This is a genomic window from Saccharothrix longispora, assembly GCF_031455225.1.
GTDB lineage: Bacteria > Actinomycetota > Actinomycetes > Mycobacteriales > Pseudonocardiaceae > Actinosynnema > Actinosynnema longispora.
Genome location: NZ_JAVDSG010000001.1, coordinates 837,032 through 853,627, shown reverse-complemented (window position 1 = coordinate 853,627; position 16,596 = coordinate 837,032). Strand labels below are relative to the sequence as shown.

Here is a 16,596-nt window from a genome sequence, read left to right as displayed (position 1 = left end):
ACGATGTCGGCCGCGGAGGTGGCCGATGGCCGGAGTGGGCGGGAACGGCGGGAACGGCGGGCTGACCTCGGCGGAGGTGGCCGAGCGGGTCGCCGCCGGGCGGGTGAACGCGGTCGCGTCGCGGACCAGTCGCAGCACCGCGCAGATCGTGCGCGCGAACGTGGTCACGCCGTTCAACGGCCTGCTCGCCGCGCTGTTCGCGGCCGTGCTGACGACCGGGCGGTGGCAGAACGGGTTGTTCGGGCTGGTCATCGTCGTGAACGCGGGGATCGGCGTGGTGCAGGAGGTGCGGGCCAAGCGGACGCTGGACCGGTTGGCGGTGCTCACCGCGCCGCGCGCCCGGGTGGTCCGCGACGGCGCGGTCGCGGAGGTCGACGTGGGTGCGGTGGTCGCCGACGACCTGCTGGAGCTGCGCGCCGGCGACCAGGTGGTCGCGGACGGCGCGGTGGTCGCCTCGGACGGGTTGGAGGTCGACGAGTCGCTGCTGACCGGCGAGTCCGACCCGGTGCACAAGGCCGCGGGCGACGACGTGCGGTCCGGGTCGGTCGTGGTGGCCGGGACGGGCCGCGCCCGCGCGACCGGCGTGGGTGACCAGGCGTACGCGGCCAGGCTCACCGCCGAGGCCCGCCGGTTCAGCGCGGTCCGGTCCGAACTGGTCACCGGCACCAACCGGTTGCTGCGGTGGATCGCCCTGGTCATGGTCGTGGTGGGACCGCTGCTGCTGTGGAGCCAGTTCCGCAGCCCGGACACCGGTTCGTGGCAGGAGGCCGTGACGGGCGCGGTGGCGGCGCTGGTCGGCATGGTGCCCGAAGGGCTGGTGCTGCTGACCAGCCTCGCGTTCATGCTCGCCGCGGTCTCCCTGGCCCGCGCGCAGACCCTGGTGCAGGAGCTGCCGGCGGTCGAGGTGCTGGCCCGGGTGGACGTGGTGTGCCTGGACAAGACCGGCACGCTCACGCACGGCGACATCGTGTTCGACCGGGTGGTGACCGACTCCCCGGACGAGGTCGACGAGGCGCTGGCGCTGTGCGCGTCGGCCCCGGACGCCAACGCGACCGCCCACGCGCTGGCCGGGTCCTTCCCGGGCGGCACGTGGCGGCGCACGGGCGGGGTGCCGTTCTCCTCGGCCCGCAAGTGGTCCTCGGTGGACACCGACGGCCACGGCACGTGGGTGCTCGGCGCACCCGAGGTCGTGTTCCCGGACGGTGGCGGCCCGCTGCTCGACCAGGCCGCCGACATCGCCTCCGGCGGCAGGCGCGTGCTCGTGCTGGCGCACGCGCCCTCCCCCGCCCGCGACGGCGTCCTCCCGGCCGGTGCGACCGCGCGGGCGCTGGTCGTGCTCGCCGAACGCGTCCGCGACGACGCGGCAGGCACGCTGCGGTACTTCGCCGAGCAGGGCGTGCGGCTGCGCGTGATCTCCGGGGACGCCCCGCGCACGGTCGGCGCGGTCGCGGTGGCCGTCGGGCTGCCCGGCATCACCGACCCCGCCCAGGCGGTGGACGCGCGGACCCTGCCCGAGGACCCGGACGCGCTCGCCGACGTGCTGGAGGGCTCGGTGGTGTTCGGTCGCGTCACGCCGCAGCAGAAGCGGGCCGTGGTCGCCGCGCTCCAACGGCGCGGGCACGTGGTGGCGATGACCGGTGACGGCGTCAACGACGCCATGGCGCTCAAGGACGCCGACATCGGCGTGGCCATGGGCAACGGCGCGGCGGCGACCAGGGCGGTGGCGCAGCTCGTGCTGCTGGACAGCCGGTTCGCGCACCTGCCGGACGTGGTCGCCGAGGGGCGGCGGGTGATCGCGAACATCGAACGCGCCGCCGTCCTGTTCCTGGTCAAGAACGTGTACTCGCTGGTCCTGGCGCTGGTGGTGCTCGCGACATCGCTCGCCTACCCGCTGGCCCCGATCCAGCTGACGCTGATCTCGGCGGCCACGATCGGCGTGCCGGGCTTCGTGCTGGCGCTCGGCCCGAACACCCGCCGGTACGTGCCGGGCTTCCTGGGGCGCGTGCTGCGGCTCGCCGTGCCCGCGGGGGTGGTCGTCGGCCTGGGCGCGTTCGCCGGTGACCTGCTGATCCGGTCGCTGGACCCCGGTGGCGGGTGGGTCGCCGGGCAGACCGTGGCGACGGTGGTGGTGCTGGTCGCGTCGCTGTGGGTGCTGTCGGTGCTCGCCCGCCCGCTGAACGGCTGGAAGCTCGCGCTGCTCGGCGCTCTGGTCGGGATCGTCGCGGTGGTGCTGCTCGTGCCGGCCCTGGCGAGCGGCGTGTTCCTGCTGGACGTCACGCCGCAGCGGCTGCTGGTGGGCGTGGCGGTCGGCGCGGTGGCCGCCGCCCTGGTCGAAGCGGTGGCCGGACGGGGGGCGCGGTGACCGTCGTGCGTCGGCGGCCGTTCACCTTGCGCGAGTCGTACGTCCAGACCCCGCGAGTCGTACGCCCAGACCCCGCGAGTCGTACGTCCAGGCCTCCTGAGTTCCACGTTCAGGCCTCCTGAATTCCACGCTCAGGCCTCCTGAATTCCACGCTCAGGCCGACCGGTCGGTGCGAACGTAGAACTCAGATGCCCTGAACGTACGACTCGCGGGGGCTGGACGTACGACTCGCGGGACCTGGACGTACGACTCGCCGGGGCTGGGGGGTGGACTCTCGGGTCAGGAGGTGGTGGGCAGGGCTTCGGTGAGGGTGTCGCGGAGGTCCAGCACGTGGGCCAGGCCCACCGAGGTCAGGGTGCGGCGGATCAGGCGCGGCACGACGACGCGCAGCGTGCCCCCGCCCCGGCGGGTGGCCTCGTGCGCCCGCAGCAGCACGTCGATGCCGACCGACGCGAAGAAGTCCACGTCGCTCAGGTCCACGACCACGGTGCCGTCGCCGTCGCCCACGGCGGCCGTCACGGGGTCGCGCAGGAGGTGCACGGTGGCGATGTCGAGCTGGCCGCGCGCGGTGAGCACGACGGTGGCTCCGTCGGCGTCGCGCCGGGTCGTGGTCTCGAATGCTTCGGGAGACATCGGTGTCCGTTTCGTCACTTCGGGGCAGGAGTCGACCGCGTGTGCGCTGTGGGCTCAACGACACCGCCTGGTACCAGAAGATCACACCGCGCGGGCCGCGTGCAGACCCCCTCCCCGACGGCGATCGGTGCGCACTCCACGGCCCGGATAGCCTGGGTGCCCCCACCCCGAGGAGCGCCCCATGCCGCGAGCGAGCGGACCGGAGCCCGGCGACCTGTCCGGCCTGGTCGGCGACCTGCCGGTCGTGGTCTGGGAGGGTGATCGCGCGACCCGCCGCCTCACGTTCGCCTCGCGGTACGCCGACGTGCTGCTCGGCGGCCCGCCGGACGACTGGGACACCGTCGTGCACCCCGACGACCGGGCGTGGGTGGCCCACGAGCGCTGGTCGCGCGAAGAGGACTTCGAGCTGGTCTACCGGGTGGTCGCGGACGGCCGGGTGCGGTGGGTCCAGGACCGGGTGCGCGTCGGCGAACGGCTGCTGCGCGGCGTGCTGGTCGACGTCACCGACGCCCGCCTGCGGGAGGAGCGCGAGCGGTTCCTGCGCGAGCTGGACCGCGAGCTCCAGCGGCTGGACGACGCCGAGGTCGTGATGACCGCGGCGACCCGCCTGCTCGGCGAGCACCTGGGCGTGAACCGGTGCGCCTACGCGGAGGCCGAGGCCGACGAGGACCACTTCGTGATGAGCGGCGACTACGCGAACGGCCTGCCGCCGCTGCCGGGCCGGTTCGCGATGTCGGCGTTCGGCGCGGGCGCGCTGCGCGCGATGCGGTCGGGCGAACCGTGGGTGGTGCACGACAGCGCCACCGACCCGCGCCTGGAGGACCTGGACGCCTACCTGGTCACCGGCATCCGCGCGGTGATCTGCCTGCCGCTGCTGCGCGGCGGCCGGTTCGTCGCGGCGATGGCCGTGCACCAGGCGGTGCCCCGCCGCTGGACCGACGCCGAGGTGGAACTGGTGTCGGTGGTGGTGAACCGCTGCTGGGAGTCGGTGCAGCGCACGCACGCCGACCGGGCCGTGCGCGCGGGCGAGGAGCGCTACCGGCGGCTCGTGGAACGCGCCACCGACGCCATCTGGACCGTCGACCGCGACCTGCGGTTCGTCGACGTCAACCCGGCCGCCTGCGCGCTGCTCGGCGTCGACCGCGCGGGCCTGGTGGGCACGCCGCTCACCGACCTGGTGGAGGACGGGGCCGCGCACCGGCTCGCCGCCCTCGTCGGCTCGACCGCGCCCGCGGTCACCGACGTGTGGGAGCTGCGCCGCGCCGACGGGACCACCGTGCCGGTCGAGCTGAGCGTCCAGGGCACGCCGCACGGGGTGCAGGCGATCGGCCGCGACGTCACCGAGCGCCGGCGCGCGGAGGCCGAGCGGGAGCTGCTGCTCCAGCGGGAGCGCGAGATCGCCGAGACCCTCCAGCGCAGCCTGCTGCCCCCGGAGCTGCCGAAGCTGGCCCGGCTCGCCGTGTCGGCCCGCTACCTGCCCGCGGCGGCGCACGGCCAGATCGGCGGCGACTGGTACGAAGTGCTGCCGGTGAGCGACACGGTCGTCGCGGTGTCCGTCGGGGACGTCGTCGGCAAGGGTCCGACGGCGGCGGCCGTGATGGGGCAGCTGCGCAGCGCCCTCGCGGGCTACCTGCTCGACCGCCACTCCCCCGCCGCGGCCCTGGACCGGCTCGACGCGTTCGCCCGCCGCACGCCCGGCGCGGTCGGCAGCACGTGCGCCTGCGTGACGGTCGACTGGAGCACCGGGCAGCTCTGCTGGGCCTCGGCCGGGCACCCGCCCGTGCTGCTGGTCTCGCCCGACGGCGCGTCTTTCGTCACCGGCGACGCGGGGGCCGTGCTGGGCGCGGACGACGGCATGCCGTACCGCGACCACGCCGTGCGGCTGCCGGTGGGCGGGTCCGCCGTGCTCTACACCGACGGCCTGGTGGAGCGGCGGGCCGACGTGCTCGACGCGGGTCTGGCCCGGTTGGCCGAGGTGGCCGGGAAGTCGCACGCCTCGCCGCCCGACGAGCTGGCCGACGAGGCGGTGTCCGCGCTGCTCGCCGACGGGCAGGCCGACGACGTGGCGCTGGTCGTGCTGCGCCGCACCCCCGGGCCGCTGCTCGGGCGCGGGGTGCCCGCCGTGCCCGAGGCGTTGGGCGGGATGCGCCAGGAGGTGCGCGCGTGGGCCGCGCTGGCCGGCCTGCCGGTGGACGTGCTGTGCGACCTCCAGCTCGCGCTGGGCGAGGCCGCCGCCAACGCCGTGGACCACGCCTACCCCGACGGGCCGGGCGATTTCGACTACGAGCTGGAGCGCACGGCGGACGGCGACGTGCACGTGGTGGTCCGCGACCGGGGCCGCTGGCGACCGGTGCCCGTCGACAAGGGCAACCGGGGCAGGGGCATCGACATCATCCGCGAGCTGGCCGCCGACGCGGTGTTCGACCGCGGCCCGCACGGGACGGTGGTCGACTTCCGCGTGCCGCTCGCCCCGCGCCCCGCCGCGGCCGAGCCGCCCGCCGCGCCCACCGGTGGGGGCGGGGCGCACGTGCTGCGGCTGACCGGCGACCTCGACGGCGCGGGGGCCGACGCGGTCGGGGCCGACCTGCTGGCGGCGGCGCGCACCCGCCGCCTGGAGCTCGACCTGACCGCCGTGGACTACCTCAGCAGTTCCGGCGTGGCGCTGCTGCTCACCGCCGCCCAGACCGCGGGACGGGCCGGCCTGCCGATGACGTGGACGCTGCGCGCCGGGTCCGCGCCCGACCGGATCGTGGCGCTGTCCGGGCTGTCGGGCACGCCCGGCCTCACGATCCGCTCGGCGTGACCCTCGGCACCAGGCGGTCCCGGCGGAACGCGAACAGCGCGATGTCGTCCTTCTTGTCCTGCCCGAACTCGGCCAGCAGGCGGTCGCACAGCACGTCCATGTCGTCGTCGTGCGCCACCGCCGTCCGCAGCCGCTCCATGCCCTCGTCCAGGTCCGCGCCGGAGTGCTCGACCAGGCCGTCGGTGGTGAGCAGCACCATCGAGCCCACCGGCAGGGCGAACTCGGTCGCGGGCGGGCGGGCGAGGCCGATGCCGAGCAGCGGGCCCCGCACGTCCAGGTAGCGGGTGCCGGAGGCGTCGGCGATCAGCGGCGGGATGTGGCCGCCGTTGGCCACCAGCACCGTCTCCTCGGCGGGGTCGACCACCATCAGGCACATGGTGGTGAGCCCGCGGACGCCGTGGAACTTCTCGATCATCGCGTCGATGCGGCGCAGGATCTCGACGGGGTCGGTCTCGTGCACGGCGTAGGCGCGCAGGGCGTGCCGCACCTCGCCCATGACGAGCGCCGCGGCCAGCGAGTGGCCGGTGACGTCGCCGATCGCGATGAGCAGCCGGTCGCCCAGCTCGGTGACCTCGTAGAAGTCGCCGCCGATCTCGGCGTGCGCGGACGCCGGCTCGTACCGGGCGGTCATCGGCAGGGCGGGCAGCGTGGGCAGCCGGCGCGGCAGCAGGCTGTTCTGGAGCGTCAGCGCGAGCGTGTGCTCCTCGGCGTAGGCGCGCAGGCCCTCGGCGGCCAGCGCGGTCGTCTGGGCCAGCTGGAGGACCAGGTTGCGGTCCTCCTCGGTGGCGACGGCCCCGGGCGGCACGGCCACCCGGATCGGGGCGCTGCGCGGGTTGCCGCGGGCCACCACCACCGACGCCGGGACGCCCGGCTCCCACGGCGGGTCGAGCACGGTGGAGGTGTGCGCGGGCATCCCGTCGAGCAGCGACGCGGGTTCGCTGCGCACGGCGGCGCCCGTGCTGCCGACCAGCAGCGGGCCGCCCGGCGGTGAGAGCAGGACGGTCGCGGGCGTGCCCGCCACCGACGCCGCGCCCTCGGCGGCGGCCTCGGCCAGCGCGTGGAACGTGGTGGTGGAGTTGATGCGGAGCGTGGCCGAGGTGAGCTTGGCGAGCCGGTCGGCCAGCCGCTCGGCCAGCGCGCGGGCCCGGTAGTAGCGCAGCGCCGCCTCGACCGTGGCCAGCAGCTCGCGCGGCTCGATCGGCTCGGTCAGGTAGGCGTCGGCGCCCCGGTTGAGGCCGGTGATGCGGTCCTCGGTCTCGCGGAACGCCGCCGAGACGTGCACCACGGGCACGGCCGCCGTGCGCGGGTCGCTCTTGATCCGCTCGGCGACGTCGTAGCCGCTCATGTCGGGCAGGTCCACGTCGAGCAGCACGAGGTCGAACTCGTGCTCGCCGAGCTTGGCCAGCGCCTCGCCGCCGGTCACGGCCTCCGACACGTCGTGCCCACCTCGGCGCAGCCAGCTCACGCGCACGTAGCGGCTGGTCACGGTGTCGTCCACGACGAGGATGCGGGCCCCCTCCGCGGGCGGGGTCATCCGGCCTCCCTGCTCCGGGCCGCGGCACGGGCGCCGCGCACCGATTCTCGCACCGGGCCCGGTGCGATCCCGGCAACCGGCACGACCACCGCGTCGAGGGTCGCGGCGGTGCGCTCCAACCCGCTGTCCACGTCCTGGCTCACCACGAGCACCGGCACCGACCGCGACTCGTCCGCGCCGCGCAGCACCGACAGGATCTCCGTGCCGCCGACGTGCGGCACGTCCACCGCCAGCACCACCAGGTCCGGTCGGTCGCGGCGGGCGACCACCAGCGCCTCGCGGCCGTCGACCACCTCCACCACGGACTCGGCCAGCCCTTCCAGCGCGGCCACCACGAGGGCCCGCACGACGTCGTCGGGCACGACGACGAGCGCGAGCGCGGCCGTGGTCGTGTCGTCGGGTTCCTGCAACGGCAGGGTCACGGTCACCTCCGTGCCCTCACCGGGCGTGCTGCGCAGGACGAGGTCGCCGCCGAGGATGACCGCCAGCCGCCGCGCGTAGGGCAGGCCGAGGCCGGTGCCGCCCGCGCCGATCTGGAGCCGGCCCGGCACCTGGTAGAAGTCCTCGAACACCCTGGCCTGCTCGGTGGGCGGGATGCCGATCCCGGTGTCCGAGACGACGAACCGCAGGTGCGTCCCCTCGACGCGCACGTCGAGGCGCACGCTGCCGCGCTCGGTGAACTTCAGCGCGTTGGACAGCAGGTTCCGCAGCACCCGCAGCAGCATCACCTCGTCGGTGACCAGGGCCGGCAGCCCTTCCTGGTGGTCCACGACCAGTTCCACGTCGGCGCCGCGCGCCAGGGCGTCGACCGTGCCGTGCAGCCGGGCCAGCAGCAGCGGCAGGTCGACCGGCGCGAATCGGGGCCGCAGGCTGCCGGACTCGGCCTTGGCGGTGTCCAGCAGCTCGTTGATCAGGGCGAGCAGGGTCGAACCCGCTTCGTTGATCAGCCCGACCTGGTGGCGCTGCTCGTCGGTCAGCGGGTCGCCGTCCGGGTCGGCCAGCAGGCGGGCCAGGCCCACCACCGAGTTCACCGGCGACCGCAGCTCGTGGCTGATGTTCGACCAGAACCGGGTGCGCGCCTCGCCCGCCTCGCGCAGCTGGGTGGTCTTCTCCTCCAGCTCGGCGTAGAGCGCGACGACGCCCTGGTTGGTCTGCTCCAGCTCGTCGGACAGCTCCTTGTGCAGGGCGATGATGCCCTGGTTGGTCTCTTCCAGCTCCTCGTTGAGGCGGATCAGCTCGCGCTGCTTGGCCTCCAGGTCCTCCAGCGTCTGCACCAGGTCCTGGTTCTGGGCGCGCAGCTCGTCGACCGAGTCGGTCGGGTCGACGGCGGCGGTCGCCCGGCGGCGCAGCCGCGCCACCTCCTCCGCCGTCGGCGGCACGTGGCTGCCGGGCAGCGCCTTGACCACGGTGACCGCGCCTCCGTCGACGACGACCTCGTCCATGAGCCGGCGCGCGGTGGCCCAGCCCGGTCCCGAGGTGTCGGTGGTGTAGACGCGGACCAGCAGGGCGGGCGACGGGTCGCGGCGCAGCAGGAACGCGACCGTGGTCGGTCCGGGCACGCGGACCAGCTCGCGGGCGAGGTCGCTCAGGGTCGTGGCGACCCGGATCTGGTTCTGCCCGTCCATGCCGACCACGGCGGCGGCGTCCCGGCCGTGCTGGCGCAGGGGGAAGACGTCGGCCTCCCGCTGGACGCTGGCGTGGAACAGCACCAGCGGCGCGGTCACCTCGCCACCGCCACGAGCACGCCCGCGTCGTCGCGGCGCACGCCCGCGTCCCGCAGGAGCCTGGCCGCGGCCACCAGGGGCGGCTGCTCGGCGAGGTCGTCGTCGGGCTGCCAGCGCTCGGTCAGGCCGTCGGAGTGCAGCACGACCAGCGCGCCGGGCGGCAGGTCGTAGTCGAACGCCTTGATGGTGCGCGCCTGGTAGCCGGCCACGCCCGGCACGGAGACCATGCCGCGCTTGCGGCCGTCGGCGATCACCGAGGCGCCGATGTTGCCGACCCCGGAGAAGCGGACCCGGCGGGCGACGAGGTCGAGGTCGGCGACCGCCAGCGCGCCGCCGCGGGTGCCGCGCAGGGCCTCGTGGACGCGGGCCACTGCCTCCTCCGGCGGGCCGCCGCCCGGCAGGGCGCAGAACGTCCGCACGGCCTCCCGCGAGGCCGAGGCCGCCAGCGGGCCGTGACCGGAGCCGTCGCACATCATCAGCGTGAGCCGTCCCGGCGCACGGCGCACGGCGTAGGCGTCGCCGCACACCTCCTCGCTGCCGAGCGGCCTGGTCAGGCCGGCGGTCGTGCCGTCGTCGAGGTCGGCTTCGCGGCGGTGCGACCGGAACCGGGCGGTCAGCACGGTGCCCCGGTCGCGGGTGGAGGACAGCGCGAACCGGTCGGCCGCCCTGGCCACCGCGCCCAGGCCGAGGCCGAGGGTGCCGGTGGTGGACTGGCCGTCGGACATGGCCAACCCGATGTCGACGATGCCCGGGCCGCGGTCGATCGCCAGCACCTCGACGGCGGCCCGGTGCTCACCGCGCACCGAGCGCAGCAGCACCTGGCCCTCGACGGCGTGCTTGAGCAGGTTCGTGCCGATCTCGGTGACCGCCAGGCCGATCTCGGCGACCCGCGAGCCGGGGAACGCCAGCCGCTCGGCGAGGCCGGTCGCCGCCCGGCGGACGCGGCCCACCTCGGCCGCCTCGTCGACCCGCAGCCAGGCGACGTCCTCGGTCATCGGCAGGCAGGTGCTCACCTCTTCCACTTCACCACCGTCACCGTGGTGCCGCGCCCGACCTCGGTGTCGAGGTCGAACTCGTCCACCAGCCGCCGCGAGCCGCTCAGGCCCAGGCCCATGCCCGTGCCGCTGCTCCAGCCGTCGGCGAGGGCCAGCGCGAGGTCCGGGATGCCCGGACCCTCGTCCTCGAACGACGCCCGCACGCCCTGGCGGCGGCCGTCGTCGACGACCTCGACGTGGGCCGTGCCGCCCCCGCCGTAGATCAACGTGTTCCGGGCCAGCTCGCTGGTCGCGGTGACCAGCTTGGTCTGGTCCACGAGCGAGAGCTTCACGCGCTGGGCGTACCCGCGCACGACCTGCCGCACTCGCACCACGTCGTCGTCCCCGGCGATGGGCAGGACCTCCGCACCGCCGGCGGCGGTCACAGGTGTCCTCTTCGCCGTTCGCCCAGCTCGCGCAGGATCTTCATGCCCCGTTCGAGGTTGAGCGCGGTGCGCACGCCACCCAGCGTGAGGCCCAGCTCGACCAGCGTGATCGCCACGGCGGGCCGCATCCCTACCACGACGGTGTCGGCGTCGAACAGCTTCGACAGCGAGGCGATGGTGGCGAACATCCGGCCGATGAAGGAGTCCACGATCTCCACCGCCGAGATGTCGATCACCACGCCGTGCGCGCCGCTGCTGGAGATCCGCTCCGCCAGGTCCTCCTGGAGCGCGAGCACGCTCTGGTCCTGGAGGTCGATCTGGATGGACACCAGCAGGATGCCCTCGATCTGGAGGATCGGCACGCGTTCCATCAGCGGTTCACCCGCACGATGTCCGCGCCCTCCTTGCGCAGGGCGTGGCGCAGCGCGTCGGCCAGTGACGCCTTGGTGGTGATGTCACCGAACTCGATGCCCAGCTCCACGATCGTCTGGGCGATCTGCGGCCGGATGCCCGAAATGGTGCACTCCGCGCCCATCAGGCGGGCCGCGACCACGGTCTTGAGCAGGTGCTGCGCGACCTGGGTGTCCACCGCGAGCACGCCGGTGATGTCGATGATCGCCTGCTCGGAGCCGGTCTCGACCAGCGTCTCCAGCAGCTTCTCCATGACGACCTGGGTGCGCGCCGAGTCCAGCGTGCCCACCAGCGGCACGGCCAGCACGCCCTCCCACAGCTTGACCACCGGCGTGGTCAGCTCCAGGAGCTGCTCCGACTGCTCCTTGATGATCTCCTCGCGGGCGCGGGCGTAGGTCTCGAACGTGATGAGGCCGAACGCGTCGAGCAGCTCCGAGAACGCCAGGAGCTGCTTGAACAGCTCCGGGTCGTCGTCGTTGCCGGTGAGCTCGAACACCACGCGCTTGAGCGCGAACACGCTCGACGCGGTCTCCGCGGGCGTGTAGCCGGCGCGGGCCCGCGACCGCGACATCTCCTCCAGCACCGACCGCAGCTCGGCGAACCGAGCGGAGGTCACGTCGCGCCCGTCGGCGTCCGCGACGGGCAGCAGCGCGGCCAGGAATTCCCGGAAGTCGCGCTCCAGCTCCGCGCCGGTCGCCCGACCGCGCACGGTCGACGCCACGGTCGCGACCCACCGCTCCACCAGGGCGTCCGCGTTGTCGCGCAGCAACCCCGTCAAGCGGTGTGCGTGCCCAGCTTCCCCTACCACTCGTGCCTCCTAGTGAGCCTGCTCCCTTCGAGACAGTAGACCGGGAGCGCGGCCGGCTCAGCACGTGACTCTCCCGACGGCCCCCGGATCGGTCATGCGCGGATCGGTCATGCGCGGATCGGTCGTGCGCGGACCGGTCGCGGGATCGTTCGGCCTAGGGTGTCGGTCATGGACCCGGTGGTGCCCCGGTACGGGGCCGGCTCGCTGTCCGACGTGGTGCCCTCGCTGCTGGCCGGCCTGGGCGTGCCGGGAGCGGTGGACGTCCTGGGCCTGGCCGGCCCGGCCCGCGTGTGCGTGCTGCTCGTCGACGGGCTCGGCTGGGAGCTGCTGCGCGAGCACCCGGCCGACGCGCCGTTCCTCTCGTCGCTGCCCGGCCCGCCGATCACGGCCGGGTTCCCCGCCACCACGGCCACCAGCCTCGCCTCGCTGGGCACGGGCGTGCCCAGCGGCGAGCACGGGCTGGTGGGGTACTCGTTCGAGGCGGGCGACGAGGTGCTCGACGCGCTGCGCTGGAGCCGCTACGGGGTGCCCGACCACGTCGACCTGCGCTCCGCGCTGGTGCCGGAGGAGGTGCAGCCCCGGGAGACGGTGTTCGAGCGGGCCGCGGCTGCCGGCGTGGCGGTGCGGCAGGTGCTGCCGAGGGAGCACCGGGGCAGCGGGCTGTCCCGGGCGGTGCTGCGCGGCGGGTCGTTCGACGGCGTGCTCGGGTTCGGCGACCTCGTGGCACGGGTGTCGTCGGCGCTGTGGTCGGCCGAGCGGGTCCTGTGCTACGCCTACCACGCGGACCTGGACGCGCTCGGCCACGTGTACGGGCCGGGCAGCGAACCGTGGCGGTGGCAGCTGCGGTTCGTGGACCGGGTGGCGGCGGGCATCGCGGACGGCCTGCCGCCCGACGGCGCGCTGGTGGTGACCGCCGACCACGGCATGGTGGCCGTCGACGACCTGGTCGACCTGGACTCGGACCCGGCCGCCGCGCTGCGCGAGGGGGTGCGGGCGTTCGCCGGGGAGGCCCGCGTGCGGCACGTCCACACGTCGTCGCCGGACGCGGTCCGGTCCCGCTGGGAGTCGGTGCTGGGCGACCGGGCGTGGGTCGTGTCGCGGGCCGAGGCGGTGGCGGCGAGCTGGTTCGGGCCGCGGGTGGACGACCGGGTCCTGCCGCGCGTGGGCGACCTGGTGGTGGCCGCGCGGGGGTCGCTCGGCCTGGTCCGGACGCGGGCGGAACCGGCGTTGAGCGGGTTGGTCGGGCAGCACGGTTCGCTGACGGCGGCCGAGCAGCACATCCCGCTGCTGGTGGCGTCCGGCGGCGGCTGAGCGTTCTCGCATAGCATCGCCTGGCGGCCGAGGGGCCGGGACGGAGGCGGTGGGTGGAGAGCGCGGTGGACACGTCGGTCCCCGGGGTCGTGCAGGCCCGGTGGGGTGTCCGGCCGGAGCCCGCCATCGCCCGGTACGCCGAGCCGGGGTGGCAGCTCTCGCCCGTGCCGATCGACCGCCGCTGCCCGCGCTGCGAGGGCGAGCTGCACGGCCTCTACCGCGCCCACCCCGACCGGGGGCGGCAGCAGTTGCAGGCGGCCGTGGCGTGCCCCGCCTGCCCCGCGACGTTCACGCTGCGCGAGCTGAAGCTGGCGCAGAAGTCGGTGCTGGGCGAGCTGCGGCCGGAGGCCGTGACGCGCCGCCTGGCGGAGGACGCGCAGCTCGAAGCCCTGGCCCGCAGCACGCGCGCCCGGCCGCGCCCCGCGGCCGGGCAGCCCCCGCTGATCGGGCCTCCCGCGGTCGAGCCGCCGGTGGTCGCTTCGGGGCCGCCGAGGCCCCGGCGGGCGGTCCCGGTGGTCGAGGAGGGACCGCCGGACGACGCCGAGCTGCCGAGCGTCGACTTCGCGGCGCGGGCGCGGGAGGAGGCCGAGGCCGCCCGAGGCGCGGCAGGGCAGGACGCGGCAGGGCAGGACAGCGCAGGGCAGGACACCGCCAGGCCGGCCCCCGCGGCGGCCGGGGAGGTCGTCGCCGAGGCGGAACCGGCGCGGCCCGCCCGGCGGGTGTCGACCGTCGCCATGGCGGCCCGCATCCGGTCGATCCTCAGCGGCTCGGACGAGGCGCCCACCGCCCGCTCGGGCGAGCTGCCCGTGCTGCCGACGACGGCGGCCGAGATCCGCCGGCCGGTGTGGTGGGTCAAGACCGTCGACCCGGCGATGGACCTGCCCGACGTGCCGCCCGGCGTGGACACCCGGGTCGTGCTGCCCGACCGGCCCGAGTTCGACGACCTGCGCGCCCGCCTGACCGACGCCGGCGTGCCGTTCCGCGCGATCCGGCACTGGTTGGAGCAGGAGGACGTGACGACCGGGTCGGCGTCCGCCTGGCTGTCCGAGGTCGGCGGCGTGGTGCCGGAGCGGTGCGAGCCCGTGACCGGGGAGGCGGCGCGGGCCGCGCGGCTGGCGTTCGAGGTGCTGTGGGACCTGCACGAACCGGCGGGCGAGGCGCCCGACCCGGTGCCGGCGGACGGCGCGGTGCCCGCCGACTGGATCAGGTTCCTGCCGTTCCCGGTGCTCAACCCGGCGCAGACGCAGGCCGCGCCGCACCTGGTGGACAGCGACTCCCACTTGTTGATCACCGCGCCGACCGGGGCGGGCAAGACGGCGATGGGCATGCTCGCGGTGCTCAAGGCCATCCTGGAGGAGGGCCGCAAGGCCGCCTGGCTCGTGCCGCAGCGCTCGCTGACCGACGAGCTCGACCGCGAGCTGGAGACGTGGCGGTCGCAGGGCCTGCGGGTCGAGCGCCTCTCCGGCGAGTACGCGGTGGACGTGGAGGCGGTCAAGGCCGCCGACCTGTGGGTGGCGACGACGGAGAAGTTCGAGGCGATCTGCCGGGCCGGTTCGCTCCAGGCCGCGCTGGGCGAGGTCGGCTGCCTGGTCGTGGACGAGATCCACCTGCTGGGGAGCCCGGGGCGCGGGGCGCTGCTGGAGGCGCTGCTGGCCCGGGTGCGCGGCGCGGACTCACCGGTGCGCATCGTCGGCCTGTCGGCGACCGTGTCGAACGCGGCCGAGGTGGCCGAGTGGCTGGAAGCCGAGCTGGTGGCCACGACGTGGCGGCCGTCACGGGTGACGTGGCAGCTGCCGACCATCCCGGCCGCGTCCGGGTTCGCCGCGAACAACCGGCTGCGCGAGCAGGTCGTGCTCGACCTGACGCACCGGCACACCGCCGAAGGCGGCAGCGTGCTGGTGTTCTGCGGCTCCAAGCGCAACGTCCGGTCCACCGCCATGGCGATCGCCGCCGACCGGGGCGCGCCCGTGCACACCGTGGCCGCGGACGACATCGACGGCCTGACGAAGGTGTGCGCCGAGGTGGGCGTGCGGCTGCACTACGCGGACTACGAGCACAAGCACGCGGCCGAGCGGGCGTTCCGGGGCCGTGAGGCGGACGTGCTGGTGGCGACCTCGACGGTGGCGGCGGGCGTGAACCTGCCCGCGCGGGCGGTCGTGGTGCGGGACGTGTCGATCGGCGGCGAGCCGATGGACACCTCCACGGTGCTCCAGATGTTCGGCCGCGCCGGGCGGATCGGCGCCGGGGAGACCGAGGGCTGGTCGTACCTGGTCGTCGACGAGACGCAGCGCGCCGACTGGCAGACCAGGCTGGTGGCCGGGTACTCGGTGTACTCGCGCATCCGCGAGTCGCTGCCCGACCACGTGCTGGCCGAGGTGCTCCAGGGCCGCATCCAGACCGTGGACGACGCGCGGGCGTGGTGGGTGGAGACGCTGGCGCACGCGCAGGGCGACGACGACGCCGAGCCGGTGCAGGAGGCCGTGCGGTTCCTGGTGGACGAGGGCCACCTGACCTCGGTCGACGGCCGGTTGGCGATCACCGAGCTGGGCCGGCTGACCGCGCGGATGATGGTGTCCACGCACACCGGGCACCGGCTGCGCCGCACGCTGGGCCTGCTGCCCGTGCCGCGCGACGCGGACTCGGCCGAGCTGGCGCTGAGCCTGGTGCTGTCGGTGGCGGTGCGGGACCTGGCGGGCATCCCGGTGCCGGAGGCGGTGCGCCCGGCCGTGGCGACGGTGATCAAGGCGGGCGGCAGGACGTCGCGGATCACGAACACCACCTCGGTCAAGGGCCTGGGCTCGCAGACCACCACCGCGCCCGGCGACCTGGCGTGGGCGGCGCTGCTGCTGGTGTCGCGGTCGCCGCACCTGTTCGACGCCTCCCGGCCGGCCCGGCGGGTCGCGGGCGGCATCCCGCTGGTGTCGCTGCACGCCGTGTTCGAGCAGGCGCCGAGGTTCCTGGCGTGGTTGGCGGCGCAGGGCGTGCTGGGCACCGTGCACCCGTGGATCGCGATCGTGGCCGCTGACCTGGACCACCGCGTCCGGTGGCGCTCGCTGGCCCCGGCGCGCGGCGCGGGCCGGCTGCTGTGGATGTGCGAGGAGATGGCGACCAGGCCGCACCTGCGCGAGGTGGTGCCCGACCTGTTCCGCACGGCGGTGGCGCGCGGCGTCCGCTCGCCGGACTGGCCACCGGGCCGCTCCCCCGCGGGCTGCGTCCTCGACCACGCGGGCTACACCGCGCTGCTGCGCGAGCGCACCACGACCTGCACCCTGGCCGCGCACACCACCGAGGCGACGGTGACCGGCGGCACGGGCGGCACGGCCGTCGCCTGGCGGGGCCGCTCCTGCACCCCGCCCACGACGTCCGCGTCGACCCTGGCCTACCCCGACTCCGACGACGACAGCCCGGAGACGGGCGTGGCGGTCTTCACCCGCCGGGGCGACCACCGGGCGACCGGCTGGCTGGCCGCGTACAGCGCGATCACCCCGCCGGAGGAGTCGCCGGAACCGCCGCACCCCCGCCGTCACGGGCTGGGACGCTGAATCCGCACCGGCGCGTTCGGGCAGTGGGATGGAACGTACGCAACTCCG

General features: G+C 75.2%; 11 protein-coding genes. 4 read left to right on the top strand and 7 right to left on the bottom strand.

Annotated elements, in window-relative coordinates; all coding sequences use genetic code 11:
- Positions 1 to 25 precede the first annotated feature (25 nt).
- Entirely contained in the window at positions 26 to 2,362 is a 2,337-nt protein-coding gene (locus J2S66_RS03710; protein WP_310303791.1) for an HAD-IC family P-type ATPase, read from the top strand.
- A 279-nt stretch (positions 2,363 to 2,641) separates the two neighbouring features.
- On the opposite strand, the gene J2S66_RS03705 is transcribed toward J2S66_RS03710, so the two are convergent.
- Complete coding sequence (locus J2S66_RS03705; protein ID WP_310303789.1) at positions 2,642 to 2,995, bottom strand: STAS domain-containing protein; 354 nt, start codon at positions 2,993 to 2,995, stop codon at positions 2,642 to 2,644.
- Positions 2,996 to 3,176: 181 nt separating this feature from the next.
- Here J2S66_RS03705 and J2S66_RS03700 point away from each other — a divergent pair, with 181 nt between their 5' ends.
- Positions 3,177 to 5,798: a SpoIIE family protein phosphatase gene (locus tag J2S66_RS03700; RefSeq protein ID WP_310303787.1), complete on the top strand. Its 2,622-nt coding sequence runs from the start codon at positions 3,177 to 3,179 to the stop codon at positions 5,796 to 5,798.
- Here J2S66_RS03700 and J2S66_RS03695 read toward each other — a convergent pair.
- The 6 genes from J2S66_RS03695 to J2S66_RS03670 are packed head-to-tail and all read right to left on the bottom strand — an operon-like array spanning position 5,779 to position 11,665.
- Positions 5,779 to 7,332, bottom strand: coding sequence for a SpoIIE family protein phosphatase (locus J2S66_RS03695; RefSeq protein WP_310303785.1), 1,554 nt, complete (start codon positions 7,330 to 7,332; stop codon positions 5,779 to 5,781). The genes J2S66_RS03700 and J2S66_RS03695 overlap by 20 nt on opposite strands.
- Positions 7,329 to 9,056 carry an ATP-binding protein gene (locus tag J2S66_RS03690; protein WP_310303783.1) on the bottom strand — a complete coding sequence of 576 codons (1,728 nt, stop codon included), beginning with the start codon at positions 9,054 to 9,056 and terminating at the stop codon, positions 7,329 to 7,331. Before J2S66_RS03690 ends, J2S66_RS03695 begins: the two co-directional genes overlap by 4 nt.
- Positions 9,053 to 10,078, bottom strand: a complete 1,026-nt coding sequence (locus J2S66_RS03685; protein WP_310303781.1) for a SpoIIE family protein phosphatase — start codon at positions 10,076 to 10,078, stop codon at positions 9,053 to 9,055. The genes J2S66_RS03690 and J2S66_RS03685 overlap by 4 nt, the downstream gene beginning before the upstream one ends.
- Positions 10,066 to 10,476 carry an anti-sigma regulatory factor gene (locus J2S66_RS03680; protein ID WP_310303779.1) on the bottom strand — a complete coding sequence of 137 codons (411 nt, stop codon included), beginning with the start codon at positions 10,474 to 10,476 and terminating at the stop codon, positions 10,066 to 10,068. The genes J2S66_RS03685 and J2S66_RS03680 overlap by 13 nt, the downstream gene beginning before the upstream one ends.
- Entirely contained in the window at positions 10,473 to 10,847 is a 375-nt protein-coding gene (locus J2S66_RS03675) for an STAS domain-containing protein (protein ID WP_310303778.1), read from the bottom strand. The genes J2S66_RS03680 and J2S66_RS03675 overlap by 4 nt, the downstream gene beginning before the upstream one ends.
- Positions 10,847 to 11,665: an STAS domain-containing protein gene (locus J2S66_RS03670; protein WP_310303776.1), complete on the bottom strand. Its 819-nt coding sequence runs from the start codon at positions 11,663 to 11,665 to the stop codon at positions 10,847 to 10,849. The genes J2S66_RS03675 and J2S66_RS03670 overlap by 1 nt, the downstream gene beginning before the upstream one ends.
- Positions 11,666 to 11,863: 198 nt before the next feature.
- Between J2S66_RS03670 and J2S66_RS03665 the strand changes: the two genes are divergently transcribed.
- Positions 11,864 to 13,006, top strand: a complete 1,143-nt coding sequence (locus J2S66_RS03665; RefSeq protein ID WP_310303775.1) for an alkaline phosphatase family protein — start codon at positions 11,864 to 11,866, stop codon at positions 13,004 to 13,006.
- A 65-nt stretch (positions 13,007 to 13,071) separates the two neighbouring features.
- Positions 13,072 to 16,548: a DEAD/DEAH box helicase gene (locus J2S66_RS03660; RefSeq protein WP_310303772.1), complete on the top strand. Its 3,477-nt coding sequence runs from the start codon at positions 13,072 to 13,074 to the stop codon at positions 16,546 to 16,548.
- The last annotated feature ends 48 nt before the right edge of the window (positions 16,549 to 16,596 follow it).